The following is a 23,178-nucleotide window of genomic DNA, read 5'->3' as shown; positions in this document are numbered from 1 at the left end:
GAATTGACCTGCTCAGGCAGTTTTGATCAGACCCAGCTCGCGGCCGGCTTGCGTGAAGGCGGCGACCGCCTTTTCCAGTTGCGCCCGCTCATGGCCGGCCGACACCTGCACGCGGATGCGCGCCTGCCCCTTGGGCACGACGGGGAAGAAGAAACCGACCGCGTAGATGCCTAACTCCAGGATGCGTGCACTGAGCTTTTGCGCCATCACCGCGTCATGAACCATGATGGGCACGATCGGATGGGTGCCCGGTTTGATCTCGAAACCGGCCGCCTGGATGGCGGCGCGGAAATAGGCGGTGTTGGCTTCGAGCTTGTCGCGCAGCGCGGTCGAACCTTCCAGCAGATCGAGCACGGCGATCGACGCGCCGACGATGCTGGGCGCCACCGTGTTCGAGAACAGATAAGGGCGCGAGCGCTGGCGCAGCAACTCGATCACCTCGCGCCGCCCGGTCGTGAAGCCGCCCGATGCGCCGCCCAGCGCCTTGCCCAAGGTGCCGGTAATGATGTCGATCTTGCCGAAGACATCGCGGTATTCATGCGTGCCGCGGCCGGTCTTGCCGACAAAGCCGCTGGCATGGCATTCGTCGATGCCCAAGAGCGCGCCATAGCGATCGGTGATCTCGCGGATCTTGTCGAGCTGGGCGATCGTGCCGTCCATCGAGAACACGCCGTCGGTGAAGACCAGCGTGAAGCGCGCGCCCGCCGCCTTGGCCTCTTGCAGGCAGCGCTCCAGGTCGGCCATATCGTTGTGCTTGTAGCGAAAGCGCTTGGCCTTGCACAGGCGGATGCCGTCGATGATGGACGCGTGATTCAACTCGTCGCTGATGATGGCGTCTTGCTCGCCGAGCAGCGGCTCGAACAGGCCGCCATTGGCATCAAAGGCCGCCGCGTAAAGGATGGTGTCCTCGGTGCCCAGGAAGCGCGCCAGGCGCTGCTCCAGCGTCTTGTGCAGGTCTTGCGTGCCGCAGATGAAGCGCACCGACGAGAGGCCGTAGCCATGCGTGCGCAAGGCCTCGTGGGCGGCTTCTATGACCTGCGGGTGGGAAGACAGGCCCAGATAGTTGTTGGCACAGAGGTTGATCACCTCGCGGCCGTCTTGCGTGTGCACCAGCGCGCCTTGCGGGCCGGTGATGACGCGCTCGCTCTTGTACAGCCCGGCCTCGCGAATGCCCTGCAACTCGGTGTTCAGATGGGCGTAGAAAGCGGCGGCGTTGGTCATTGCAGGTCTCCTGATGCACAATTCGTTAAATTGGACGCTGTTCGATATATCGAACCGGCGTGCAGTATCCAAGATTGCCGATCCGAGGTCAAGCATGTCAGTTCCGAATTTAGAGAGTCTAGAGCCACCCAAGGTCGGCGCCACCTTGCAGGCCTTGCGGCAATTACAGGGCTTGTCGCTGGACGAATTGTCGCGCCGCGCCGGCGTCAGCAAATCGATGCTGTCGCAGATCGAACGCAATCAGGCCAACCCGACCGTGGCCGTGGTCTGGCGCCTGGCCAATGCGCTGAGGGTCGAGATGTCCGAGCTCTTGGGGGCCGAGCGCCCGCCGGCGCCGGCCATCGAGCGGGTCGCCGCGCATTCGATTCCCAGCATGAGCAGCCCGGACGGGCTGTGCCAGTTGCGCATCCTGGGGCCGATCGATCTGGCCGGCCAGTTCGAGTGGTATCAGCTGACGGTAGCGCCGGGCGGCACGCTGGATTCGGCCGCCCATGAGCCCGGTTCGCGCGAGCATCTGAGCGTGCTCAGCGGCAGCCTGGAGATCAGCGCCGGTGGCAGCAGCCAGCCGCTGCTTTGCGGGGAAACCGCTCGTTATGCGGTCGACGGCCCGCATTCGATTCGCAACAAGTCCGCCACCGAAGCGGCCGTGGCCTTGTTGGTGGTGCTACACCCCTAACAAATGAGCCAGACTGAGCTTTTCCCAGTCGCTGCGCTGCCAGAGCGGCGCCAGACAGTTCGAGCGCTGGGCCAGGCAAGCATTTAACAAGGGCGCGGCCGGCGTTTGCTCGGGCACGGCCAGCAAGACCAGGCGCTGGGTGCCGCTTTCTTCGAGCCGCCCGATCAGGTCCAAGTCGCCGAGTTGATCCAACACAGGCTCCAGTTGCAAGGGGTCGACGCGCAGTCGCTGCGCCAAGGTCAAGCTGCTGGCGCCACCCTCACCGAGTTGCTGACTGAGCCGCAATTCGCGCAGCACGCCCAAGCTCAGCTCAAGCGCCAGACCCGGCATATCGGGGCGCCTCAACATGCCGCTGCTCAGGCTCGGCGCATTGGCGGCCAACAAGGCACCCAGCAACACAATCACCCAACCGGCATAGAGCCAGACCAGGAAAATCGGCACGGTCGCAAAGGCGCCGTACAGAGTCGAGAAGGTCGGCACCGATTTGAAGTACCAGGCCAAGCTGCTCTTGGCGACGTTGAAACCCAAGGCCACGAAGACCCCTCCGGCCAGCGCATGACGCCAACGCACATCGGTATTGGGCACATAGTGGAACAGCGCGGCCATGCCGCCGGCCATCAACAGGAATTCGATGCCACTGAACATGACGCCGACGCTGAAGGGCAAATTCATGAACAAGCCGTGCCCCGTCGACACCGCATAGCTGGTCAGCGCCAGGCTGCCACCCAAGACCAAAGGCCCCAGGGTCAGCGTGGCCCAGTAGACGAGCACGCGCTGCGCCATCGGACGCGGCCTTTGCACCCGCCAAATCGAGTTCAATGTGCGGTCTATCGTCAACATCAAGGCCAGCGCCGAGATGCCCAGAAAGAACAAACCGACGGCACCCAGCCGGTTCGCCTTGGACGCGAACTGGGTCAGCGCACCCAAGACCGGCTTGGCAATATTGGCCGGAATCAGGCTCTTGACGAAGTACTGCTCCAGCGCGGTTTGAAAGGACGAGAAGATCGGGAAGGCGGTGAACAGGGCCAGCATCACCGTCAGCAGCGGTACCAAGGAAATCAGCGTGGTGAAGGTCAGGCTGCCTGCGGTCAGGCCCAGATGGCCCTCGCGAAATCGCAGGCGCAGGCTTTGCACGGTTTGCCGCCAAGGCCAGCGGTTCAGGGTCACGAGAAAGAGCCGAACCCAACTTTTCAGGTCGAGTTTGTCGGAGGAAGGATTGCGCATGCTGGCTATGATGCCAGCATGTCTGCCTACTCCTCCCAGAATCCGCCCTCCCCGCCTCAATCGCAGCGCACCCAAGCCAGCTCGCGCGAGGCTTTCTCTCGCAATTTGGCGCTCGGCGCCCTGATCGCCCTTTTCATATTGAGTTTGGCCTGGGAGCTCTGGTTGGCCCCGACCGGCCGCGGCACGCTGGCCATCAAGGCCCTGCCCTTGGCCCTGCCTATGCTGGGCCTGTGGCGCTACCGGCTCTACACCTTTCGCTGGCTCAGTTTGATGATCTGGCTCTACTTTGCCGAAGGGGCGGTGCGCGCCGCCAGCGAAGGCGGCGTCGGCATGCGCTTGGCGATGGTCGAGGTGTTTTTGAGCGTGCTGATTTTTGTCGCTTGCGCGATGCAGGTACGCCTGCGCCTGGCCGCGGCCAAAGCTCACACGGCGGGCGATGAGCCGGCATGATTTTTTAAACGCGCTGCACGCCGTTCTGGGCGATGCGGGTCTGTTGCGTGATGGCGACCTGAGCGCCTACGAGTTGGACTGGCGCCGCCGCTATGCAGGCCGTGCCTTGGCCGTGGCCAGGCCTGCCGACACCGCGCAGGTCGCGGCCGTCATCAAGCTGTGCGGCGAGCACCAAGTCGGCCTGGTGCCGCAAGGTGGCAATACCGGCCTGGTCGGCGGCTCCACCCCCGATGCCTCCGGCGATCAACTGCTGCTGAGCCTGTCTCGAATGAACAAGGTGCGCGCCCTTGACGCGGCCAACCTGACCATCACGGTCGATGCCGGCTGCGTGCTGCAAGCGCTGCAGGACGCGGCCGCAGAGCAGGGTTTTTTGTTTCCCTTGAGCCTGGCCTCCGAAGGCACATGCACGATAGGCGGCAATCTCGCCAGCAATGCCGGTGGCACGCAGGTACTGCGTTATGGCAACGCACGCGAGCTGTGTTTGGGCCTGGAGCTGGTGACCGCGCATGGCGAGGTCTGGAACGGCCTGTCGGGCCTGCGCAAAGACAACACCGGCTATGACCTGCGCAATCTATTCATCGGCAGCGAGGGCACGCTGGGTGTGATCACCGCCGCCACCTTGAAGCTCTACCCGGCGCCCAAGGCGCAGATGACCGCGCTGGCGGCTTGCGACACGCTTGATGCGGCGCTGCGATTGCTCGGCATGGCGCAGGCAAGCACCGGCGCGGGCCTGAGTGGCTTTGAGGTGATGAATGCGTTTTCGCTCGACTTGGTCGGCAAGCATTTCCCGCAGTTGCAGCAACCCTTGGCGCGCAGCCCATGGACCGTCTTGCTGGAGTTGTCCGACGCAGAGAGTGAAGCGCATGCCGGCGGCTTGTTCGAAGGCCTGCTGGAGGCGGCGCTTGAGGCCGGCGTGATCAAGGATGCTGCAATGGCGCAAAGCCGGGCGCAGTCGCAAACGATGTGGCAGCTGCGCGAGTCGATTCCGCTGGCGCAGGCGCAAGAAGGGCTCAACGTCAAACATGACATTGCCCTGCCCGTCTCGGCCATTCCGGGCTTTGTGGCAGCCACCGATGCGGCCTTGCAACAAGGCTTCCCCGGTGTGCGCCTGGTCAACTTCGGTCATCTCGGTGACGGCAATTTGCACTACAACGTGCAGGCCCCCGAGGGCGTGCCGGCTAAGGAATTCTTGAGCCGGCATGAACCGGCGATCAACCGCATCGTCTATGACGCGGTGGCCCTGCATGGCGGCAGCTTCTCGGCCGAGCATGGCATCGGCCAGCTGAAGCGGGCCGAGTTGGCGGCGCGCAAAGACCCGGTCGCTTTGCAGATGATGCGTGCCATCAAAAAAGCCCTGGATCCCCAAGGCTTGATGAATCCGGGGCGCGTGCTTTGAGCTAACTTGCCAACCTCAGGGAGGCGTGCCAATGTGTTGCTGCAAAAATCGCTCGACCCGGCCCCAGAAGTCCTTGTTTGTTTCCAGCGCTCGCCAGCCATGGCGCTCCTCTGGGTAGAGCACCCATTCGACGTTTTTGTGTCCGGTGGCCGCCAAGGCGTCGCGCATGCGCAGGCCATGCTCCATTGGCACACGGCGGTCCAAAGCACCATAGGCCATCAGCAGCGGGCGTTTGAGGCGGGCAGCTTGTTTCAATGGCGAGGTGGCGTCCAAGCGCTCGCTGTCAGCGTCCGGGTGGCCGATCAAATTGACCAAGTCATAACTGCGCCCGAGTTCGCTGGCGTCACTGTTGAGCGAGCTGAATAGCAGCTTCAGATCGGACACTCCGACCCAGTTGATGCCGCAGCGGAACAACTCGGGCTGCTTGATCAGACCCATCATGGCCGCATAGCCGCCATAGCTGGCGCCGGCAATGCAAATGCGACTGGGGTCCGCCGAGCCGCTCTTGACCGCCCATTGCACAGCGTCGGCCAAGTCATCCTGCATGGCCAGTCCCCATTGCTTCCAGCCGGCCCGACTATGGGCCGTACCGTAGCCACTGCTGCCGCGGAAATCGGGCTCGATCACCAAGTAGCCACGCGAGGCCAGGAACTGCGCCTCGGCACTCCATTCCCAATGATTGCCTCGCACATAGGGGCCACCATGCACGAGCAGCACGGTCGGCATCATTGCCTTGCTATTGGCGCCGGTGGGCATGCTCTTGGGGCGAGTCACGACCAGGGGCAGGCTCAAACCATCGCGTGTGCTGATGCGCATAGGCTCGCGCCTGGCCATCTCTTGCGGCTTGATCCAAGAGCGCGCGGACAGCAAGGGCTTGAGGGCCAAGCTGTCGCGCTGGAAGCTGCTGAAAATAGTCGGCTGACGGTCGGAGCTGGACTTGACCAAGACCAGATTGGAGTTCAGGCAATCGCGGCAGTCGATTTGGTTGACGGTGGCGGGCAGCGCCTTGTCGACTGCAGCCTGCAGCGCCTTCATTTGCCCGTCAAACCAGACGCTATCTCGCGACTCGCCTTCATAGTGAATCCCCAGCAGGCGGCCGGTCTTGTCATCAAACACCAGCTCACCGCTGAAGTCATAGCCCTTGATGTTCATCACATCTTGCAGCGCCGCCTCGGGCTTGGCCGAATCCATGCGCAGCAAGGCTTGGGTGCCGGTAGGCTGACTCGGGTTGCCGACCAGGTAAAGCTGGCCGTGTGGGCCGGCCTCGTACCAACTGGGCAGACTGCTGTTGAACCGTTCGTCCTCTCGCCACAAGGTCCAGCTGCGAGCATCGGCCGAGGGCAGGTACATCGCGTAGCGATCCTTGTCAATCGCCGTGGCCGCCACCGGGCGCCCGGTCTTGTCGACCAGCCATGTGTAGACATGGGGCGGCGCGTTGTCCAGCACCGAACTCTTGCGGCCGTTGCGTGTATCCAGCCGTGCCAACACGGCCGAGGTGAATTCGCCCAGCCCGTTGTAGCGGTTCTCTTCAATGATGACATCATCGCTGCCATCCTCCAGCACCCGGTGCAGATGCCAGGTCCAAGGCAGTAACTCCTCGCGGCGCTCCTTGAACATCGAGTTCTTCAGCGCCGCGATACCGTCCGCATTGACGCTGGGGCGGCTGCTCTCGGCGTTGACCAGTTGCTTGAGGTTTTCGCCGTCCACATCGATGGCCCACAGCCCTTGGGCGACCGGCTTTTCGCTCGCTTCCTGCAACTGCGCTACGTCAAACACCAGTCGCTTGTTATTGACCCAGAAGACCCGATTGATGTCGGTATCCCCGAGGCCGATCACGGCCTTGGAGGCCGAGAAATCCTGCAGATTGACGACCGCTAGCTGGGTGCGCCGCCCCTCGGGCGAGGTGACGATGGCCATCAAACGGCCGTCCGGCGAGAGCACACCGCCGCGGTACATGGGTAGGCGGAAAAAATCCTCTATGGCCGGCAAGCTCGGGCTCGGTTTGGCGCCAGCAAGGCCACAGAAAACCAATAGCAAGGCCTTTGCCAGCACACGCCGGCCGATTCTGAAAACACTCATTCTTATCATCCTCCCGAGCTGTGATCGCTCAATGTGGGGCGGACTGTAAGCGGATCAGAACCGGCAGCACCCTGGGGCATGCCCTAGGACAAAGCCCTCAGCAGCTTGGCTATTTACTGTCCAAGCGTAGCGATGCTAACGGTTTCCGCCGCCGCAATGGCGGGCTTGCGGCGAATCAGAGCAACCAACTTAGCCAACATGCGCCAGACAAAACGCAAGAGCACGATGGTCAAAATGGCTTCCACAAAAGTCATCACAAACGCGACCAGTCCATTCCAGCGTTCCGAGCGGCGACTGAACTTGGCGAACATGCGATCGCGCGCGATTTCGATGCTGTCGTAAAAAGTCGGGATCACCAACAGCGTCAGCAAGGTCGAGGTGATGGTGCCTCCGATGATGGCCACCGCCATCGGGCGATAGAACTCGCTGCCCTCGCCCAGGCCGATGGCGACCGGCAACATGCCCGCGATCAGCGCAAAGGTGGTCATCAGAATCGGCCGCAGGCGCTTGCGGCCGGCCGTCATCAAGGCTTCCTCCCGGTCCATGCCCTCGGACTCCAACTGACGCGCGGCATCCAGCAACAAAATCGCATTCTTGGCGACCAAGCCCATCAACATGATGACGCCGATGAAGCTCATCAGGTTCAAGGTGCTCTTGCTCAGCAGCAAGGCCAAGACCACGCCGATCAAGGACAGCGGCAGCGACAGCATCACCGCCAGCGGCGCGGTGAAACTGCCGAACTGCATCACCAGCACCAGATACATCAGGCCGATCCCGGACACCAGAGCAATGCCCATCTCGGTAAACACGACTTCTTGCTGGCGCGAGTCGCCTTCCAACTCCAGGCCATAGCCCGCAGGGAAGTTGATGGCCTTGGCGATCTTGACCGCATCGGCCGTCACCTCGCCGGGTGAGCGGCCCTGCACATTGGCGGCCACAGCGATCGTGCGCTTGCCGTCGGCATGCTGGATCTTGCTCGGCCCCTTTCCCATGGTGACGCTGGCGATTTGCTCCAGCGGCACCATCACATTGCTGCCGCTGACCGCGATCGGCAAGCGCTCAATATTGCTGGCGTCGACGCGGTCGCTCGGGTGCAGGCGCACCGCCACATCGCGGGTTTCACCAGCGGGGTCGACCCAATCACCCACCTCGACACCGGCGAAGGCCACGCGCAAGGCTTGCGCCGCGTCGGTTACCGAGATGCCCAGCGAATTAGCCAAACCGCGATTCAGTTCGATCTGCAATTCATCCTGCGGATCTTGCTCGGAAAGACCCACATCGACCGCACCCTTGATGCCGCGCATCTGCGCCATGAAGGCATTGGTGATGTCCAGCAATTTGCGCGAATCGGTGCCGGTGAAACGGATCTGCACCGGCTTGCGACCGCCACCGTTCAAGTCATCGGAAACGGCATACTCGGCCCCGACCAGACTCTTGACCTTTTCGCGCAGATCGTTGGCCACCTCGGTGGCCGTGCGCTTGCGTTTATTGCTCTTGCCAATATCCACGTAAATGCGGCCACCCCCTACGTTGACATTGCTGTTGGTCGCCACCGTCTCGGGCATCGCACGGGCCAATTGGGCCGCCGCCTCCAACTTCAGACGCGAATACTCCAGGCTGCTGCTGGCCGGTGTGCGCACCTCAACTGCCACCATCCCCGAGTCGGTGACCGGCAAGAAACTCGAACCGCCAAATTTACCTTGCAGGAACAGCGCGCCGACCAGGCTCAGCACCGCAAAGACGGCCATCCAGATACGGTGATGCAGAGCCCAGGCGATCACATGACCGTAGCGATCGGTCTGGTGATCGAACCAATCGTTGAAGCGCGACAACAGCCTACCGATCGCATTCTTGGGTGCCAGATGCTGGTTCGGCGGGTCGCCCCAGTAGGCCGACATCATCGGATCAAGCGTGAAAGAGATGAACAGGCTGACCATCACCGAGGCCACCACCGTCAAGGCGAAGGGCCGGAACCATTCGCCCGACACGCCCGGCATGAAAGCGACGGGAATGAACACCGCCACGATGGCGAAGGTGGTCGAGGCGACAGCCAGGCCGATTTCGGCGGTGCCGTTGAGCGCGGCGGTGCGGCGATCCGAGCCCCGCTCCATATGGCGAACGATGTTCTCACGCACCACGATGGCATCATCAATCAAGACCCCAATTGCCAGCGACAGGCCCAGCAAACTCATGAAGTTCAACGTGAAGCCGGCCAACCAAACGGCAATGAACGCAGCGATCACCGAAGTGGGCAAGGCCAAGGCGGTGATCAGCGTCGAGCGCCAGGAATTCAGGAATACATAGACCACAAAAATCGTCAAGCCGGCACCCAGAACCAGCGAGTCGACGACGTTGTTGAGGCTGTTCTGCGCGTCTTTGCCGCCGTCTTGCGTGACCTCGAGCTTGGCTCCCTTGGGCAAGGTCTTGTTGATCTCGTCAACCAGTTTGCGGACCTTGTTGGCGACCGTGACGGTCGACGCGTCCTTCGAGCGCGTCACCGCGATGTTCACATTGGGGTTGCCATTGCGCAGGCTGATGCGGCTGATTTCGGCAAAGCCGTCTTCAATGCTGGCGACCTGGGACAAGCGCACCAACTCCGTGCCCCGCCGTTTGACGACGATTTGCTGAAAATCCGCCGGCGACTCCAGTCGCCCGATCAAGCGGATGCTCTGGTCTTCCAAATTGCCCCGTACCTTGCCGACCGGCGCGGTGCTGTTTTGGTTGCGCAAGGCCGCCACCACCTCGGTCACCGAGACATTGTTCTCGCGCAGCTTCTCGGCATGCAGCAGCACGCTCAATTCACGCTTTAGACCGCCGTTGACGGACACCACGGCCACGCCGGCAATGCCGCGGAATTTGTCGGCCAGTTGATCCTCGGCAATGCGCGAAATCTCGGCATGGCTTTGCTGGCTGCTGGACAGCGCCAACTGCATGATGGGCTCGGCCGCCGGGTCGTTGCGCTCAACCACCGGTTCGCGAATTTCGGTCGGCAACTTGTAACGAACGGTATCGATCGCATTGCGCACCTCGTCCGAGGCTTCGATCAAATTCTTGTTGAAGTTGAAGATCAGCACGATCTGGGCATAACCCTCGGAGGCCGTGGAGCGCACGCGATCGACGCCGGAGATGCTTTGCATCGATTTTTCGATGCGATTGATCACCTCGCGTTCAACCGTCTCGGGCGAAGCGCCCGGATAAGCAATGCCGACCACCAGCACCGGCTCCTGCACATCGGGGATCTGGTTGACCTTCAACTTCTTCAGTGCCAGTAGCCCCAAGCACATCAGCGAAATGATGATGACGATCGTGGCGATCGGCTTCTTGATGCTGAAATCGGAAAGAAACATGGCTTACTTCCCTGTTGAAGCTGCGGCGGCAACTTGCTCGGCTTTCGCAGCGCCGGCCGGAATACTGGCCTGTGCCGAAGCCACCAATTGAATCTTTTGCCCATCCTGCAAATTGGAGCCCGGTTTGCGCAGGATGCGGTCCCCTGCCTTCAAACCGCCGAGCACCACAAACTCACCTCGCCGGGCATCGCGCTCGCCGAGTTTGATGGAGGTTTTTTTCAGCAAATCGCCGTTGATCAACCAGACAAAGGCCTCGTCGCCGGCACGCTGGGCGGCGCTATCCGGCAGCATCAAGGTGCTGACGCTGCCACTCTCGACGCGACCCTCGGCATACAAGCCGGCAACCTTTGGCGACGCACCGGGCGCGAAGTCAACCAGCACTTCCAACTGCCTGGTGGTGGCATTTGCGGCCGCCTCGATGCGGCGGATCTTGCCGTCGAAGCTCTTCTCGTCCAGACCGTTGACGCGGAACGTTACGGTCTGACCGATCTTCAAATCACTCATGCGGTCGGCGGACACCAAGCCTTCGAAACGCATGCTGCGCGGATCCATGACCTTGAAAAGCTCCTTGCCAACCAAGGCCGTGTCGCCTGCAGAAACCTTGCGCTCGCTGATGATGCCGTCAAACGGCGCCCTCACCTCGGTGCGTTGCAATTGCTGGCGCGCCTGCGCTGCCCTAGCCTTGGCCGCGACCAGGTCGCCCTGCGCGTTGTTGCGCCGCTGTTCGGCGTCTTCGGTGGCCTGCAGCGAACTCATGCCCTGAGACTGCAAAGTCTTCAGCCGCTGATACTGCCGCTCGGCCTGCTCGAACGATTGTGCCGAGACCCTCGCGGACTCATCGGCCGAGGTCAGTTGCTCGCGAATCGAGTTGTCATCCAGACGCGCGAGCAAATCACCGCGCTTGACGGTTTCGCCGTTTTCCTTCAACACCTGCAGCACCACGGCCGACACCTCGGCGCGCAGATCGGCACGCTTCTCGGGTTGAATAGAGCCAGTAATCACCGGGCCGGATGAAAAAGTGCCCATGCTCATGCTGAGCTGATCTTCTGGCGCGATCAACAAGGGAGTGGCTGATTTGGCGGCTTGGGCTGCGTCTGCAGCGGTATCCTTCTTGCCGCTATCTTTACCGCAGGAACTGAGCGCTATGGCGGCGACGAGGGCCAGCAGGACTGGCAAGGCAGGCAAGAAAGGACGCGCCATCTGACGGACTCCAATTGGGGGTTGCGTTGATACAAATGCAGCAGCGCGCCAGCATACGCGACAAGCCCAAGACTTCCAAAGGTCATGGCCTTTAGGACGCTATTGCATTTGCCCTTTGAATGCCGCGGGCAGCGCCAACGGCAAGACGGCAATGCCTTCTTCGACCAGATCGGCGACCTCGGCGACGCTGGCTTGGCCCCGAATGCCATGCGCCGCGGTCTCGCCGTAGTGAATGCGGCGGGCTTCCTCAGCGAAGCGATCTCCGACGTCTTCGGTATTGGCCAAGACCTGCGCGACGGCTTCCTGCATCTTGCGTTGCAACTCGCCTTGAGGCGCCTGCGCTGTGATCGGCGCCGAAGTTGCTGCTTGTGTTGCTTTGATCGCTTCCGGCGCCTTGGTGCCGGCCCGTATATGTGAAACGTTCAAATGCGGCGCCGTAGGCAGACGCTTGACTCGGTGATCGGTGCAGATCGGGCAGGCAATCAAAGTGCGCTCGACTTGTGACTCGAAGTCTTGGGCCGAGCCGAACCAGCCTTCAAAGCGATGGTCGTTGCCGCAGCAAAGATTCAATACCAGCATGGCGATGCTAGGCTGCCAATCAAGCGGGCAGCCACGCGAGTGCCCAGTCCCCACGCTGCCAGCGCGTCAGCCAAAGCAGGCCAATCAGCGTCTTGGCATCGGTCATGGCTCCGGACCGCGCAAAGCCGTCGAGTTCGCTCGTGCTGTGGATGGCGAGGTCCAAAAATTCGCCGACATCAAGCGAGCGCTGGCCGGCCGTCATTCCTTTGGCGAAAAAGATTTCAATGCCCTCGTCCGAATAGGCGATGGCGTTGTGCAAGACACCTGCATGGGCCCAATTAGCGGCGCTATAGCCCGTTTCTTCAAGCAATTCGCGCTTCGCACAATTCAAGGGCGACTCACCCGCATCGAGCTTGCCGGCGGGAAACTCCAGCATCACGCGGCCCATCGGGTAGCGATACTGTCGCTCCAGCAACAAGCGGCCATCGTCCAGAATCGGGATGATCATCACCGCCCCCGGATGAACGATGTATTCGCGGCTGGCCTGGCCACCATCGGGCAGGCGCACGATGTCGCGCTTGACCTTTAGAAAGCTGCCTTCATAGACCGACTTTGACTCCAGGCAATGCTCGTACAGATGCGCGTCGCCTTGTTCGTCGGCGTCAGGCTTCATGCCGTCCCCTGCGCAAATAGCACCAGACAAAGCCAGGGAACCCTAGCGTTATGAACAAGCACAGAGCCGCACCATAAAACTCCCAACCCTGTGGATGGCGTTGCCCGAGCTTGGCCTCTATCGCGAAACCAAGGGCCAAAGTCAAACAAGCCAGCAATGCCAATTCCAGCAAGCGCCAGCCGACCGGCTTGGGCCGGCGCAGCGGGCCGACCAGCAGCAATCGGTGGCTGAAATAGGGCAAATTGGCCGCCACCAAGGCAGCAATCAAGACCAGCCAGACGGCTGTTTGGGATTCCATCGTGTCAGCAGCAGTCGCTAAGTCTCAAAGCATCAAGTGGCCAGCGTCTTGACAATGGCGTGAGCGCACAAGGCCATCAAGCCACCCGGCAAGACACCGAACATCAATACAGCCACGCCGTTCAAGGACATCACCACGCGCACATCGGCGGGGGCTGCCAAAGGCGCGTGGTCGCTTGGCTCGTCAAAGAACATCACCTTGATGACACGCAGATAGTAGTAGGCACCGATCAGGGACACCGCCACCGCAATCACCGCCAAGGCGGTATAGCCCTTCACATTGGTGGCCATCAAGGCCTGCAATACCGACAGCTTGGCGTAGAAACCGGCCGTCGGCGGCACGCCCGCGAGCGAGAGCATGAAGATCGTCATCACGGTCGCGTACCAAGGGCTGCGCTTGGCCAAGCCGGCCAAGTCCTTGATCTCTTCGGCCTCATGGCCTTGACGCGACAGCAGCAAGATCATCCCGAAGGTACCCAAGGTGCTCATCACATAGATGATCACGTAATACATGGCGGAGCTATAGGCATTGGCGGCCGACAAGGTGTTGTCATTGACAACGCCGGAGGCCAAGCCGAGCAACATAAAGCCCATTTGAGCGATGGTCGAATAGGCCAACATGCGCTTCAGATTCGTCTGTGCGATCGCTACGAAGTTACCGACGAACAGCGATGTTATGGCCAGCACGATCAACATCTGCTGCCAATCCACCGCCAAACCGATCATGCCTTCGACCAAGAGACGAATCGTGATCGCAAATGCAGCCAGCTTCGGTGCGGCACCGATCAGCAAGGTCACTGCGGTAGGCGAGCCTTGATAGACGTCGGGCACCCACATATGAAACGGTGCGGCACCGAGTTTGAAGGCAAGACCCGCCACCACGAATACCGTGCCGAAGATCAAGACCGACTTGTTTGGCACGCCGGTGCTGATGACATCGAAGACCTGCGGAATGGACAGCGAACCGGTGGCGCCGTACATCATCGACAAACCATAAAGCAAGAAGCCACTGGCCAAGGCACCCAGCACAAAATACTTCATGGCCGCTTCGGTCGACAGCGCATGGTCACGCCGCAAGGCCACCAAGGCATAGAGCGACAAGCTCATCAACTCCAGGCCCAGATAGATGACCAGGAAATTATTGGCCGACAACATCACACAAATGCCGAGCAGCGAGAACAGGCTCAGGCTGAATAGCTCGCCCTTGAGCAACTCGCGGGAGGCCGCATAAGGCCTTGCATAGACCAAGGTGACTATGGTGGCGACGCAAGCGAAGAAGGCCAGCAAATGCCCCATCGGGTCGGATACCACCATGCCTTGCATGGCATAGACGGTTTGACCATCTTGGAAGTAAGACCAGTGCACCGCGGCCACCACCGCCAAGGTCAACTGCGTCAACCAATAGGTCGGGCGGCGGGCCGGATCCGTCACAAACAGATCCACCATGGCTATCACGCAAGCCATCAGCAACAGTGCAACTTCGGGATAAACCGCGAGCCAATTCATATTAGTCATTTGTCAGTGGCCCTAAGAATCAACCGGGGATCAGTTTGGAAGTTGCCACATGCTTGAGCAACTCGGTCACCGATACCTGCATTACATCGGTAAATGGTTTTGGATAGATACCCATCCAGAGCACGGCAATCGCCAGCACCGCCATCATCAGGAATTCGCGGGCATTGAGGTCTTGCAAGTTCTTGACGTTGTCATTGGTGACCGGGCCAAAGTAGACGCGCTTGTACATCCACAAGGAATAAGCGGCACCAAAGATCAAGGCGGTGGCTGCGATGGCACCGATCCAGAAGCTGTACTGCACCGCACCCAGAATCACCATCCACTCACCGACGAATCCCGCGGTTGCGGGCAGGCCGCAATTGGCCATCGCAAAGAACAGCGCAAAGGCGGCGAACTTCGGCATGGTGTTGACAACACCGCCATAACTGGCAATTTCACGGGAATGCACGCGGTCATAGAGCACGCCGATCGACAGGAACATCGCGCCCGACACAAAGCCATGCGAGATCATCTGTACCAAGCCACCGGCAACGCCGAGCTGGTTGAAGATGAAGAAACCGAGCGTCACAAAACCCATGTGCGCAATCGAAGAATAGGCGACCAGCTTCTTCATGTCTTGCTGGACCAGCGCGACCAAGCCGATATAGACGACGCCGATCAGCGACATCGCAATGATCAACCAAGCCCATTGATGGGCGGCATCCGGGACTATGGGCATGGACAGACGCAAGAAGCCGTAAGCACCAAGCTTCAGCATGATGGCGGCCAGCACCACCGAGCCACCGGTGGGCGCCTCAACGTGGGCGTCGGGCAACCAGGTGTGCACCGGCCACATCGGCACCTTGACCGAGAAGGCGGCCAGGAAGGCGAAGAACAACAGCGTCTGTGCGCCACCGGTCAGCGGCAGCTTGTGCCAGGTCAGGATGTCGAAGGAGCCACCCGACTGCAGATACAGGTAGAGCAAGGCGATCAACATCAGCAAGGAGCCGGCCAGCGTGTACAAGAAGAACTTGAACGCCGCGTAAACACGCTTGGGTCCACCCCAGACGCCGATGATGATGTACATCGGGATCAAGGTTGCCTCGAAGAAGACATAGAACAGCAAACCGTCCAGCGCCGAGAAGACACCAATCATCAGACCCGACAGAATCAGGAAGGCGCCCATATATTGGTTGACGCGCGACTCGATCACTTCCCAGGCGGCGATGACCACGATGACGGTGATGAAGGCCGTTAGCGGCACAAACCACATGGAGATGCCGTCAAGACCTAAGTGATAGCGGACATTGAAGCGCCCGATCCACGGTTGGTTCTCGACGAACTGCATTGCGGCGGTCGAGTTATCGAATCCGCTGATCAAGGGCAAGGTCACGGCGAAGCAGGCCAGCGCAGCAATCAGCGCCAACCAACGTACCGTTTTGACTTGATCGTCACGGCCCAAGGCCAAGAGGATCAAACCACAAGCGATGGGTAGAAAAATGGCAAGACTAAGCAACATAAGATCTCCGCCCTTGATCAAAGACCAGCCAGGGTCTTGAATTGGGGCCATATAAACGGCCACAGCTGCCACGTCATCAAACCTAGCACGCCCAGAATCATCACCAAGGCATACCAGTACAAATGACCGGTCTGCACCAAGCGCACCACACCTGCAAGGCGGCCCACCATGCGCGCCGACCCATTGATCAACACACCGTCAATCAGCGCACCGTCGCCGCCCTTCCAGAAAGCCAGGCCCATCGCGCGCGCGGTCTTGGCCAATACGTTCTCGTTGAACCAGTCGAGGTAGTACTTGTTCTCCAGCACATTGATGACCGGTGACAGGACGCGGCCAATCGTCTTCGGGATGCTCGGTGCGACCATATAGAACACATAGGCCGTCACCACACCGCCCAGGGCCAGCCAGAACGGCAAGGTGCTGAGACCATGCATGGCCATCGCGGCAGCACCGTGGAACTCGTGCGCCAGCTCTTCCATCGCATGGTGAACTTCGTGATTGACGAAGATCGCATCCTTGAAGAAGTCGCCGAACAGCATCGGCCCAATCGTCAGATAACCAATCACGACCGAAGGGATGGCCAGCAATATCAGCGGCGCGGTAACCACCCAAGGCGACTCGTGCGGCACATGGGGTTCATGGTGGCCGTGATCATCATGGTGGTCATGCTCACCGGGGAATGGCTTGTGGCGGAAATTCTCCTTGCCGTGGAAGACCAGGAAGTACATGCGGAAAGAATAGAACGCGGTCACAAAGACGCCGATGATGACGGCGGCATAGGCATAAGGCGCAGCAGGCAGATGGCTGGCGTGCACCGCTTCGATGATGCTGTCCTTGGAGTAGAAACCAGCGAACAAGGGCGTACCGATCAAGGCCAGCGAGCCCAGCAAGGAGGTCAGCCAGGTGATCGGCATGTATTTGCGCAGCCCACCCATATTGCGGATGTCCTGATCATGGTGCATGCCGATGATGACCGAGCCTGCGCCCAGGAACAGCAGCGCTTTGAAGAAGGCATGCGTCATCAGATGGAACACCGCCACCGAGTAGGCCGAGGCACCGAGCGCCACCGTCATATAGCCTAGCTGCGACAAGGTCGAGTAAGCAACGACGCGCTTGATGTCGTTCTGGATGATGCCGAGAAAGCCCATGAACAAGGCGGTGATCGCACCGATGATCAGCACGAAATTCAAGGCAGTGTCCGACAACTCGAACAAGGGGCTCATGCGCGCCACCATGAAGATGCCGGCCGTCACCATCGTGGCGGCATGGATCAAGGCGGAAATGGGTGTTGGGCCTTCCATCGAATCGGGCAGCCAGACGTGCAGCGGGAACTGCGCGCTTTTGCCCATCGCACCGATGAACAGGCAAATGCAGGCGACCGACAACATCATCCATTCGCTGCCCCATAGCGGCGCGTTGAAACCGATCTTGGCCAGTTCCGGCGCCTTGGCAAAGACCTCGGCATAGTTCAAGGAACCGCTGTGCGCGACCAGCAGGCCGATGCCCAGAATGAAGCCGAAGTCACCGACACGGTTGACCAGGAAGGCCTTCATATTGGCAAAGATGGCCGTCGGCTTGGTGTACCAGAAACCGATCAGCAAGTAACTGACCAGGCCCACGGCCTCCCAACCGAAGAAGAGCTGCAGCATATTGTTGCTCATCACCAGCATCAGCATGCTGAAGGTGAACAAGGAGATGTAGCTGAAGAAGCGCTGGTAGCCGGGGTCTTCCGACATATAGCCGATGGTGTAGATGTGCACCATCAGCGACACAAAGGTCACCACGCACATCATCATCGCGGTCAGGCCGTCGACCAGGAAACCGACTTCCATCTTCAGGCCGCCGACCACCATCCATTCGTAAATGGTCTGGTTAAAGCGTGCGCCCTCATTGACGACAGCACTCAAGGTCATCGCCGAGAGAATGAAGGCGATCAAGACGCCAAGAATGGTGACGGTATGAGCGCCGGCGCGGCCGATTTGCTTGCCGAAGAAACCGGCCGCAATAGCGCCGACCAACGGCGCCAGCGGCACCGCCAAAAGCATATTCTGTGAGAGTGTTGTCATATGGATCTCAGACGCCGCAGGGCCGCCCCAAGGCGGCTGAGCGCCCCCTCGGGGGGCAGGAACGAAGTGACGTGGGGGTATTCATGCCTAGCCCTTCAGCGCGTCGAGCTCTTCGACATTGATGGTGGCGCGGTTGCGGAACAGCACGACGAGAATGGCTAGGCCAATCGCCGATTCGGCTGCCGCCACGGTCAGAATAAAGAACACAAAGACCTGACCGGCCATATCACCCAGATAGTGAGAAAAGGCCACAAAGTTCAGGTTCACGGCCAAAAGCATCAACTCGATCGCCATCAGCAGCACAATCAGGTTTTTGCGGTTCATGAAGATGCCGACAACGGCGATGGCGAACAGCATCGCCCCCAGCGTCAGAAAATGGCCCAGCGTCAATGTCATCATGATTTGGCTCCTCCTTGCTCGGCCGCCGCTTCGACGGGTGCTGTGACCACTTCCACTGTCGGCGCGACCTTGATGATGCGCAGTCGGTCGGCCTTTTTGACCTTGACCTGCTCGGACGGGTTCTGCGTACGTGCATCTTTGCGGCTGCGCAAGGTCAGCGCGATCGCTGCGATGATGGCCACGAGCAGCAAAATAGCGGCAATTTCAAGCGGGTACAGATACTGCGTGTAAATCGCGATACCCAGCATCTTGGTGTTGCCCATCTGGATTGCGGCGGCGCTGAGTTCGGGGGCTGTGCTCAAGCGGAAACCGCCCATCAACACGGCCGCCATCTCCAAGGCGATCACCGCACCAACAAAGCCGCCCAGCGGCAGATGCTTCCAGAAGCCATCACGCATGCCGTCGGAGTTGATGTCCAGCATCATCACCACAAACAAGAACAGCACCATCACGGCACCGATATAGACCAGCACCAGGGCGATGGCCAAAAATTCGGCCTTCAGCAGCATCCAGATGCAGGCGGCCGTGAAGAAGGCCAGGATCAAAAACAGCGCGGCATGCACGGTGCTTCGCGCCGTGATGACCCGAAACGAGGATCCCAGCAGCACGGCTGAGAAGATGTAAAACAAGGCAGTGGTAATTTCCATGCGTCTTCCTGCAAGCAGACTTTGCGGTTCAGGTCCGACCGGCGGTCAGCCCTGCGCCACTCAGCGGTACTTGGCGTCGGCCTCCTTCTGGGCTGCGATCTCGGGTTCAAATCGATCGCCGACGGCCAAGAGCATGTCCTTGGTGAAGTACAGATCGCCACGTTTTTCGCCGTGGTATTCAAAAATGCTGGTCTCGACAATCGAGTCGACCGGGCAGCTCTCTTCACAGAAACCGCAGAAGATGCACTTGGTCAGATCAATGTCGTAACGGCTGGTGCGGCGCGAGCCATCGTCCCTGACCTCGGACTCGATCGTGATCGCCATCGCCGGGCAAACCGCTTCGCACAGCTTGCAGGCGATGCAGCGTTCTTCGCCGTTTTCGTAACGACGCAAGGCATGCAAGCCACGGAAACGAGGCGACAGCGGCGTCTTCTCTTCCGGGAACTGCACGGTGATATTGCGGGACAGGAAATGCCGGCCGGTCAGGGCCAGGCCCTTGAACAGCTCGATGAGCATGAAGCTCTTGATGAAGCTAACTGCAGACATGGGGCGCCTCATCACTTCCAGATGTTGTAGGGCGACTGAATCCAGAAGCCGACAACAAGCAGCCAGACCAGAGTCACGGGAATAAAGATCTTCCAACCCAGACGCATGATCTGGTCGTAACGATAACGAGGGAAGCTGGCGCGGATCCACAAGAACATGGTGACAACCGCAAAAGTCTTGGCACCCAACCAGATCCAGCCGGGGATGAAGTCGAGCGCGGCGATCGGCGACAACCATCCGCCCAGGAACAGCGTGACGGTCAGAATCGACACCAACCACATATTGGCGTATTCGGCCAGGAAGAACATCGCAAACGACATACCCGAATACTCGACCATATGGCCGGCGACGATTTCGGATTCACCCTCGACCACGTCGAAGGGATGGCGATTGGTTTCTGCCAGCCCCGAGATGAAGTAGACGAGGAAGATAGGCAGCAGCGGCAACCAGTTCCAGGACAGGAAGGACAGGCCCATATCGGCGAACTGACCCTTGCCCTGCCCCATCACTATGTCGCTCATGTTCAGGCTGCCACTGACCATCAGCACGATCACCAGCGCGAAACCCATCGGGATTTCATAACTGACCATCTGCGCCGACGCACGCAACGCGCCGAGGAAGGCGTATTTCGAATTCGAGGCCCAACCGGCGATGATGACGCCGTAGACTTCAAGCGAGGTGATGGCCATCAAGAACAGCAGGCCTGCGTTGATATTGGCCAGCGCCACATCGGGTCCGAAGGGGATCACCACCCAGGCGGCCAAGGCCGGCATGATGGTCATGATGGGGCCCAGGAAGAACAGGCCCTTGTTGGCCGCCGTCGGAACAATGATTTCCTTGAAAATCAACTTGACCGCGTCGGCAATCGGAGTCAGCAAGCCGTAGGGGCCGACCCGGTTCGGGCCGGGGCGGATCTGCGTCCAGCCAATCGCCTTGCGCTCCCAGAGCGTCAGATAGGCGACACAAATCATCAAGGGTGCGACCACCGCGATGATCTTGATCAGGTTCCAGAGCACCGGCCAGATCAGCGGGGAAATCCCGCCGAACAACTGCGATCCGCTTTGGTAGAAGGTTTCAATCATTGCTGTTCTCGCCTCAGACCTTGCTGACGTTCAAGCCGCCAAAGATGGAACCCAAGGCCGCCGTTTCGGGCAAACCACTCGGAACACGCAGCACATTGGCCGGCAGCTTCGCATCCAGCTTGGCCGGCAATTGCACCGCGCCCGCCCCGTCTTGGGTGATACGCACGGAGCTGCCTTCGCTCAAGCCCAACTGTTCCCACAAAGCCGTCGGCAAACTGGCCACCGCGGCCTGGCGCGCATCATGGCTCAGTTGCAGCGATGTCGCATGACGTACCAACAGGTCGGACGCATAGATCGGCAACTCGGCCAAGCGCTCGATGGCGGATGGCGAAGCGCTCTGAAGCTGAGCGGAGCCGGCATTGCTCAAGCGCGCGCCAAGGTCGGCATCGACACCCAGCGCCTCACTGCGCACTTGCTCGGAGCTGTCTTGGCCAAAGCCGTCAAGCGCCAGCAAATTGCCCAGCACGCGCAAAATCTTCCAGCCGGGCCGGGTGTCGCCCAGCGCCTTGACGACACCGACAAAGCTCTGCGCCAGACCTTCTGCGTTGACAAAAGTCCCCGAGGTCTCGGTGAACGGCGCGGTCGGCAGCAAGACATCGGCGTAGTCGAGACCGGTCTTGAACGGGCTCATCACGACGACCATTTCCGCGCCGGCCAGCGCCTTGGCCGCGGCGGCCGCGTTGGCCGAATCCAGCACCGGATCGGTATTCAAGAGCAGCAAGCCTCTCAAACCCGCATCGCCCAGCATCTGAGCGGCATTCAAACCGCCCTGCTGAGGCAAGGCGTTAACCAGCTGCGCGCCGACCGTGTTGGCGGCTTCCGTCAGATAGCCGACGCTGGCACCGGTTTGCGCGGCAATCCAGTTCGCCAGGCTCAACAAGCTGCTGGCCTGCGGATGTTGCGCGGCGGCATTGCCAAGCAACACCGCCTTGTGCTGACCGGACAGCAAGGCATTGGCGATCGCCTGAGCGGCCTCGCTGGCATTGCCGGCCATCGGGGCGCTGACGCCATTGGCCGCAGCAACGGCGCTGGCCACATCGGCCAAGGCCTGCAACCAGCTGCTTGGCGCCGCCGTGATGCGGGCAGCGACCGGCATCAGCCAATCGTCTTCGCTGGCGTGGATGCTCATGATCTGCGCGCCATGGCGAGCCGCCTGACGCAGGCGCAGCGCGAACAGCGGATGGTCCTTGCGCAAGAAGGAGCCCACCACCAGCGCACGGTCCAATTGGCTCAGGTCGGCAATCGGCAGGCCCAGCCAATGGGCTTGGCCGGCGGCGGCGCTATTGCCAAAGTCGCTGTGGCGCAGGCGGTAGTCGACGTTCTGACTGCCCAGACCGCGCACCAGCTTGGCCAGCAAATGCAATTCTTCGACGGTGCTGTGGGCCGAACCCAAAGCGCCGATGGCGGCCGCACCATGCTCGGCGCGGATCAGCTTCAAGCCATTCGCCACATATTCGAGCGCGGTGCCCCAGTCGACCTGCTTCCAGGCGCCGCCTTGCTTGATCATCGGTTGCGTCAGGCGTTGATCGCTGTTCAAGGCTTCGTAGGAGAAGCGGTCGCGGTCGGCGATCCAGCATTCATTGACGGCGTCGTTCTCCAGCGGCACCACGCGCATCACCCGGTTGCCCTTGACCTGCACGACCAGATTGGCACCGGTGCTGTCATGCGGGCTGATGCTCTTGCGGCGCGACAATTCCCAGGTACGGGCGCTGTAGCGGAAAGGCTTGCTGGTGAGCGCGCCGACCGGGCAAATGTCGATCATGTTGCCCGACAACTCGGAGTCGATCGTGCGGCCGACAAAGGTCTGAATCTCGGCATGCTCGCCGCGATGCGCCATGCCCAACTCCATCACGCCGGCAATCTCTTGGCCGAAGCGTACGCAGCGCGTGCAGTGGATGCAGCGGCTCATCTCCTGCATCGAGATCAGCGGGCCGACGTTCTTCTGGAACACCACACGTTTTTCTTCGGTGTAGCGCGACTTGCCGGCGCCATAGCCGACCGCCAAGTCCTGCAACTGGCACTCGCCGCCCTGATCGCAGATCGGGCAATCAAGCGGGTGATTGATCAGCAAGAACTCCATCACGCCTTGCTGTGCCTTCAGCGCCTTCTCGCTCTTGGTGCGAATAATCATGCCCTGCGTCACAGGGGTTGCGCAGGCCGGCATCGGCTTGGGTGCCTTCTCCACGTCGACCAGGCACATGCGGCAATTGGCGGCGATGGAGAGCTTCTTGTGATAGCAGAAATGGGGAATATAGGTGCCGGCTTGCTCGGCCGCATGCATCACCATGCTGCCGGCCGGAACCGTCAGCTTCTGACCGTCGAGTTCGATTTCAATCATGTTCT

Annotated in this window: 19 protein-coding genes; 3 read left to right on the top strand and 16 right to left on the bottom strand. The window is 60.6% G+C overall.

What is annotated here, in order from left to right:
• Positions 1 to 12 precede the first annotated feature (12 nt).
• Positions 13 to 1,221, bottom strand: a complete 1,209-nt coding sequence (gene kbl / locus LNV07_RS13060) for a glycine C-acetyltransferase (RefSeq protein ID WP_263571591.1) — start codon at positions 1,219 to 1,221, stop codon at positions 13 to 15.
• Positions 1,222 to 1,315: 94 nt separating this feature from the next.
• Here kbl and LNV07_RS13055 point away from each other — a divergent pair, with 94 nt between their 5' ends.
• Complete coding sequence (locus tag LNV07_RS13055; RefSeq protein WP_263571590.1) at positions 1,316 to 1,897, top strand: helix-turn-helix domain-containing protein; 582 nt, start codon at positions 1,316 to 1,318, stop codon at positions 1,895 to 1,897.
• Here the strand turns inward: LNV07_RS13055 and LNV07_RS13050 are convergent.
• Complete coding sequence (locus LNV07_RS13050; protein WP_263571589.1) at positions 1,886 to 3,121, bottom strand: YihY family inner membrane protein; 1,236 nt, start codon at positions 3,119 to 3,121, stop codon at positions 1,886 to 1,888. The two genes, LNV07_RS13055 and LNV07_RS13050, sit on opposite strands and share 12 nt — an antisense overlap.
• An 18-nt stretch (positions 3,122 to 3,139) precedes the next feature.
• On the opposite strand from LNV07_RS13050, the gene LNV07_RS13045 reads away from it, so the two are divergent.
• Both LNV07_RS13045 and LNV07_RS13040 read left to right on the top strand, forming a co-directional pair.
• On the top strand, positions 3,140 to 3,571 hold the full coding sequence (locus LNV07_RS13045; protein WP_263571588.1) for a DUF2069 domain-containing protein: 432 nt from the start codon (positions 3,140 to 3,142) through the stop codon (positions 3,569 to 3,571).
• The gene (locus LNV07_RS13040; RefSeq protein WP_263571587.1) at positions 3,558 to 4,967 is read left to right on the top strand and encodes an FAD-binding oxidoreductase; all 1,410 of its coding nucleotides are present in this window, start codon (positions 3,558 to 3,560) and stop codon (positions 4,965 to 4,967) included. The genes LNV07_RS13045 and LNV07_RS13040 overlap by 14 nt, the downstream gene beginning before the upstream one ends.
• A 15-nt stretch (positions 4,968 to 4,982) precedes the next feature.
• Here LNV07_RS13040 and LNV07_RS13035 read toward each other — a convergent pair whose 3' ends face one another.
• From LNV07_RS13035 to nuoG, 14 genes are all read right to left on the bottom strand, one after another.
• Positions 4,983 to 7,046 carry an alpha/beta hydrolase family protein gene (locus LNV07_RS13035; RefSeq protein ID WP_263571586.1) on the bottom strand — a complete coding sequence of 688 codons (2,064 nt, stop codon included), beginning with the start codon at positions 7,044 to 7,046 and terminating at the stop codon, positions 4,983 to 4,985.
• A gap of 113 nt (positions 7,047 to 7,159) precedes the next feature.
• The gene (locus LNV07_RS13030; RefSeq protein WP_263571585.1) at positions 7,160 to 10,393 is read right to left on the bottom strand and encodes an efflux RND transporter permease subunit; all 3,234 of its coding nucleotides are present in this window, start codon (positions 10,391 to 10,393) and stop codon (positions 7,160 to 7,162) included.
• Between the two features lie 3 nt (positions 10,394 to 10,396).
• Positions 10,397 to 11,593 carry an efflux RND transporter periplasmic adaptor subunit gene (locus LNV07_RS13025; protein WP_263571584.1) on the bottom strand — a complete coding sequence of 399 codons (1,197 nt, stop codon included), beginning with the start codon at positions 11,591 to 11,593 and terminating at the stop codon, positions 10,397 to 10,399.
• Positions 11,594 to 11,692: 99 nt separating this feature from the next.
• Positions 11,693 to 12,172, bottom strand: a complete 480-nt coding sequence (locus tag LNV07_RS13020; RefSeq protein WP_263571583.1) for a DUF1178 family protein — start codon at positions 12,170 to 12,172, stop codon at positions 11,693 to 11,695.
• Between the two features lie 19 nt (positions 12,173 to 12,191).
• The gene (locus LNV07_RS13015) at positions 12,192 to 12,785 is read right to left on the bottom strand and encodes an NUDIX domain-containing protein (protein WP_263571582.1); all 594 of its coding nucleotides are present in this window, start codon (positions 12,783 to 12,785) and stop codon (positions 12,192 to 12,194) included.
• Complete coding sequence (locus LNV07_RS13010; RefSeq protein ID WP_263571581.1) at positions 12,775 to 13,083, bottom strand: DUF2818 family protein; 309 nt, start codon at positions 13,081 to 13,083, stop codon at positions 12,775 to 12,777. Before LNV07_RS13010 ends, LNV07_RS13015 begins: the two co-directional genes overlap by 11 nt.
• A 32-nt stretch (positions 13,084 to 13,115) precedes the next feature.
• Entirely contained in the window at positions 13,116 to 14,597 is a 1,482-nt protein-coding gene (gene nuoN / locus LNV07_RS13005; RefSeq protein WP_263571580.1) for an NADH-quinone oxidoreductase subunit NuoN, read from the bottom strand.
• A gap of 19 nt (positions 14,598 to 14,616) precedes the next feature.
• Positions 14,617 to 16,095, bottom strand: coding sequence for an NADH-quinone oxidoreductase subunit M (locus LNV07_RS13000; RefSeq protein WP_263571579.1), 1,479 nt, complete (start codon positions 16,093 to 16,095; stop codon positions 14,617 to 14,619).
• 17 nt (positions 16,096 to 16,112) lie between these two features.
• Positions 16,113 to 18,161 (bottom strand): NADH-quinone oxidoreductase subunit L, encoded by a 2,049-nt coding sequence (nuoL, locus tag LNV07_RS12995; protein WP_263571578.1) that lies wholly within the window; start codon positions 18,159 to 18,161, stop codon positions 16,113 to 16,115.
• Between the two features lie 87 nt (positions 18,162 to 18,248).
• On the bottom strand, positions 18,249 to 18,557 hold the full coding sequence (gene nuoK / locus LNV07_RS12990; protein ID WP_263571676.1) for an NADH-quinone oxidoreductase subunit NuoK: 309 nt from the start codon (positions 18,555 to 18,557) through the stop codon (positions 18,249 to 18,251).
• Positions 18,557 to 19,207 carry an NADH-quinone oxidoreductase subunit J gene (locus LNV07_RS12985; RefSeq protein WP_263571577.1) on the bottom strand — a complete coding sequence of 217 codons (651 nt, stop codon included), beginning with the start codon at positions 19,205 to 19,207 and terminating at the stop codon, positions 18,557 to 18,559. The genes nuoK and LNV07_RS12985 overlap by 1 nt, the downstream gene beginning before the upstream one ends.
• A gap of 60 nt (positions 19,208 to 19,267) precedes the next feature.
• The gene (gene nuoI / locus LNV07_RS12980) at positions 19,268 to 19,753 is read right to left on the bottom strand and encodes an NADH-quinone oxidoreductase subunit NuoI (protein ID WP_263535144.1); all 486 of its coding nucleotides are present in this window, start codon (positions 19,751 to 19,753) and stop codon (positions 19,268 to 19,270) included.
• Between the two features lie 11 nt (positions 19,754 to 19,764).
• Positions 19,765 to 20,835 (bottom strand): NADH-quinone oxidoreductase subunit NuoH, encoded by a 1,071-nt coding sequence (nuoH, locus tag LNV07_RS12975; protein ID WP_263571576.1) that lies wholly within the window; start codon positions 20,833 to 20,835, stop codon positions 19,765 to 19,767.
• A gap of 13 nt (positions 20,836 to 20,848) precedes the next feature.
• Entirely contained in the window at positions 20,849 to 23,173 is a 2,325-nt protein-coding gene (nuoG, locus tag LNV07_RS12970) for an NADH-quinone oxidoreductase subunit NuoG (protein WP_263571575.1), read from the bottom strand.
• Between the last annotated feature and the right edge of the window lie 5 nt (positions 23,174 to 23,178).

Source organism: Roseateles oligotrophus (genome assembly GCF_025717515.1).
In the GTDB taxonomy this organism is placed as follows: domain Bacteria; phylum Pseudomonadota; class Gammaproteobacteria; order Burkholderiales; family Burkholderiaceae_C; genus Paucibacter_A; species Paucibacter_A oligotrophus.
This window is presented reverse-complemented; position numbering and strand designations above follow the sequence as displayed.

What these genes read in the sequence shown, in the direction of transcription:
- LNV07_RS13055 (WP_263571590.1), top strand. Translation starts at nt 1,316, where the DNA reads ATGTCAGTTCCGAATTTAGAGAGTCTAGAGCCACCCAAGGTCGGCGCC.
- LNV07_RS13015 (WP_263571582.1), bottom strand. Translation starts at nt 12,785, where the DNA reads ATGAAGCCTGACGCCGACGAACAAGGCGACGCGCATCTGTACGAGCAT.
- LNV07_RS13040 (WP_263571587.1), top strand. Translation starts at nt 3,558, where the DNA reads ATGAGCCGGCATGATTTTTTAAACGCGCTGCACGCCGTTCTGGGCGAT.
- LNV07_RS13030 (WP_263571585.1), bottom strand. Translation starts at nt 10,393, where the DNA reads ATGTTTCTTTCCGATTTCAGCATCAAGAAGCCGATCGCCACGATCGTC.
- nuoI (WP_263535144.1), bottom strand. Translation starts at nt 19,753, where the DNA reads ATGTCTGCAGTTAGCTTCATCAAGAGCTTCATGCTCATCGAGCTGTTC.
- LNV07_RS12985 (WP_263571577.1), bottom strand. Translation starts at nt 19,207, where the DNA reads ATGGAAATTACCACTGCCTTGTTTTACATCTTCTCAGCCGTGCTGCTG.
- nuoG (WP_263571575.1), bottom strand. Translation starts at nt 23,173, where the DNA reads ATGATTGAAATCGAACTCGACGGTCAGAAGCTGACGGTTCCGGCCGGC.
- nuoH (WP_263571576.1), bottom strand. Translation starts at nt 20,835, where the DNA reads ATGATTGAAACCTTCTACCAAAGCGGATCGCAGTTGTTCGGCGGGATT.
- LNV07_RS13025 (WP_263571584.1), bottom strand. Translation starts at nt 11,593, where the DNA reads ATGGCGCGTCCTTTCTTGCCTGCCTTGCCAGTCCTGCTGGCCCTCGTC.
- LNV07_RS13035 (WP_263571586.1), bottom strand. Translation starts at nt 7,046, where the DNA reads ATGAGTGTTTTCAGAATCGGCCGGCGTGTGCTGGCAAAGGCCTTGCTA.
- nuoK (WP_263571676.1), bottom strand. Translation starts at nt 18,557, where the DNA reads ATGACATTGACGCTGGGCCATTTTCTGACGCTGGGGGCGATGCTGTTC.
- LNV07_RS13050 (WP_263571589.1), bottom strand. Translation starts at nt 3,121, where the DNA reads ATGCGCAATCCTTCCTCCGACAAACTCGACCTGAAAAGTTGGGTTCGG.
- LNV07_RS13020 (WP_263571583.1), bottom strand. Translation starts at nt 12,172, where the DNA reads ATGCTGGTATTGAATCTTTGCTGCGGCAACGACCATCGCTTTGAAGGC.
- LNV07_RS13000 (WP_263571579.1), bottom strand. Translation starts at nt 16,095, where the DNA reads ATGTTGCTTAGTCTTGCCATTTTTCTACCCATCGCTTGTGGTTTGATC.
- nuoL (WP_263571578.1), bottom strand. Translation starts at nt 18,161, where the DNA reads ATGACAACACTCTCACAGAATATGCTTTTGGCGGTGCCGCTGGCGCCG.
- nuoN (WP_263571580.1), bottom strand. Translation starts at nt 14,597, where the DNA reads ATGACTAATATGAATTGGCTCGCGGTTTATCCCGAAGTTGCACTGTTG.
- kbl (WP_263571591.1), bottom strand. Translation starts at nt 1,221, where the DNA reads ATGACCAACGCCGCCGCTTTCTACGCCCATCTGAACACCGAGTTGCAG.
- LNV07_RS13045 (WP_263571588.1), top strand. Translation starts at nt 3,140, where the DNA reads ATGTCTGCCTACTCCTCCCAGAATCCGCCCTCCCCGCCTCAATCGCAG.
- LNV07_RS13010 (WP_263571581.1), bottom strand. Translation starts at nt 13,083, where the DNA reads ATGGAATCCCAAACAGCCGTCTGGCTGGTCTTGATTGCTGCCTTGGTG.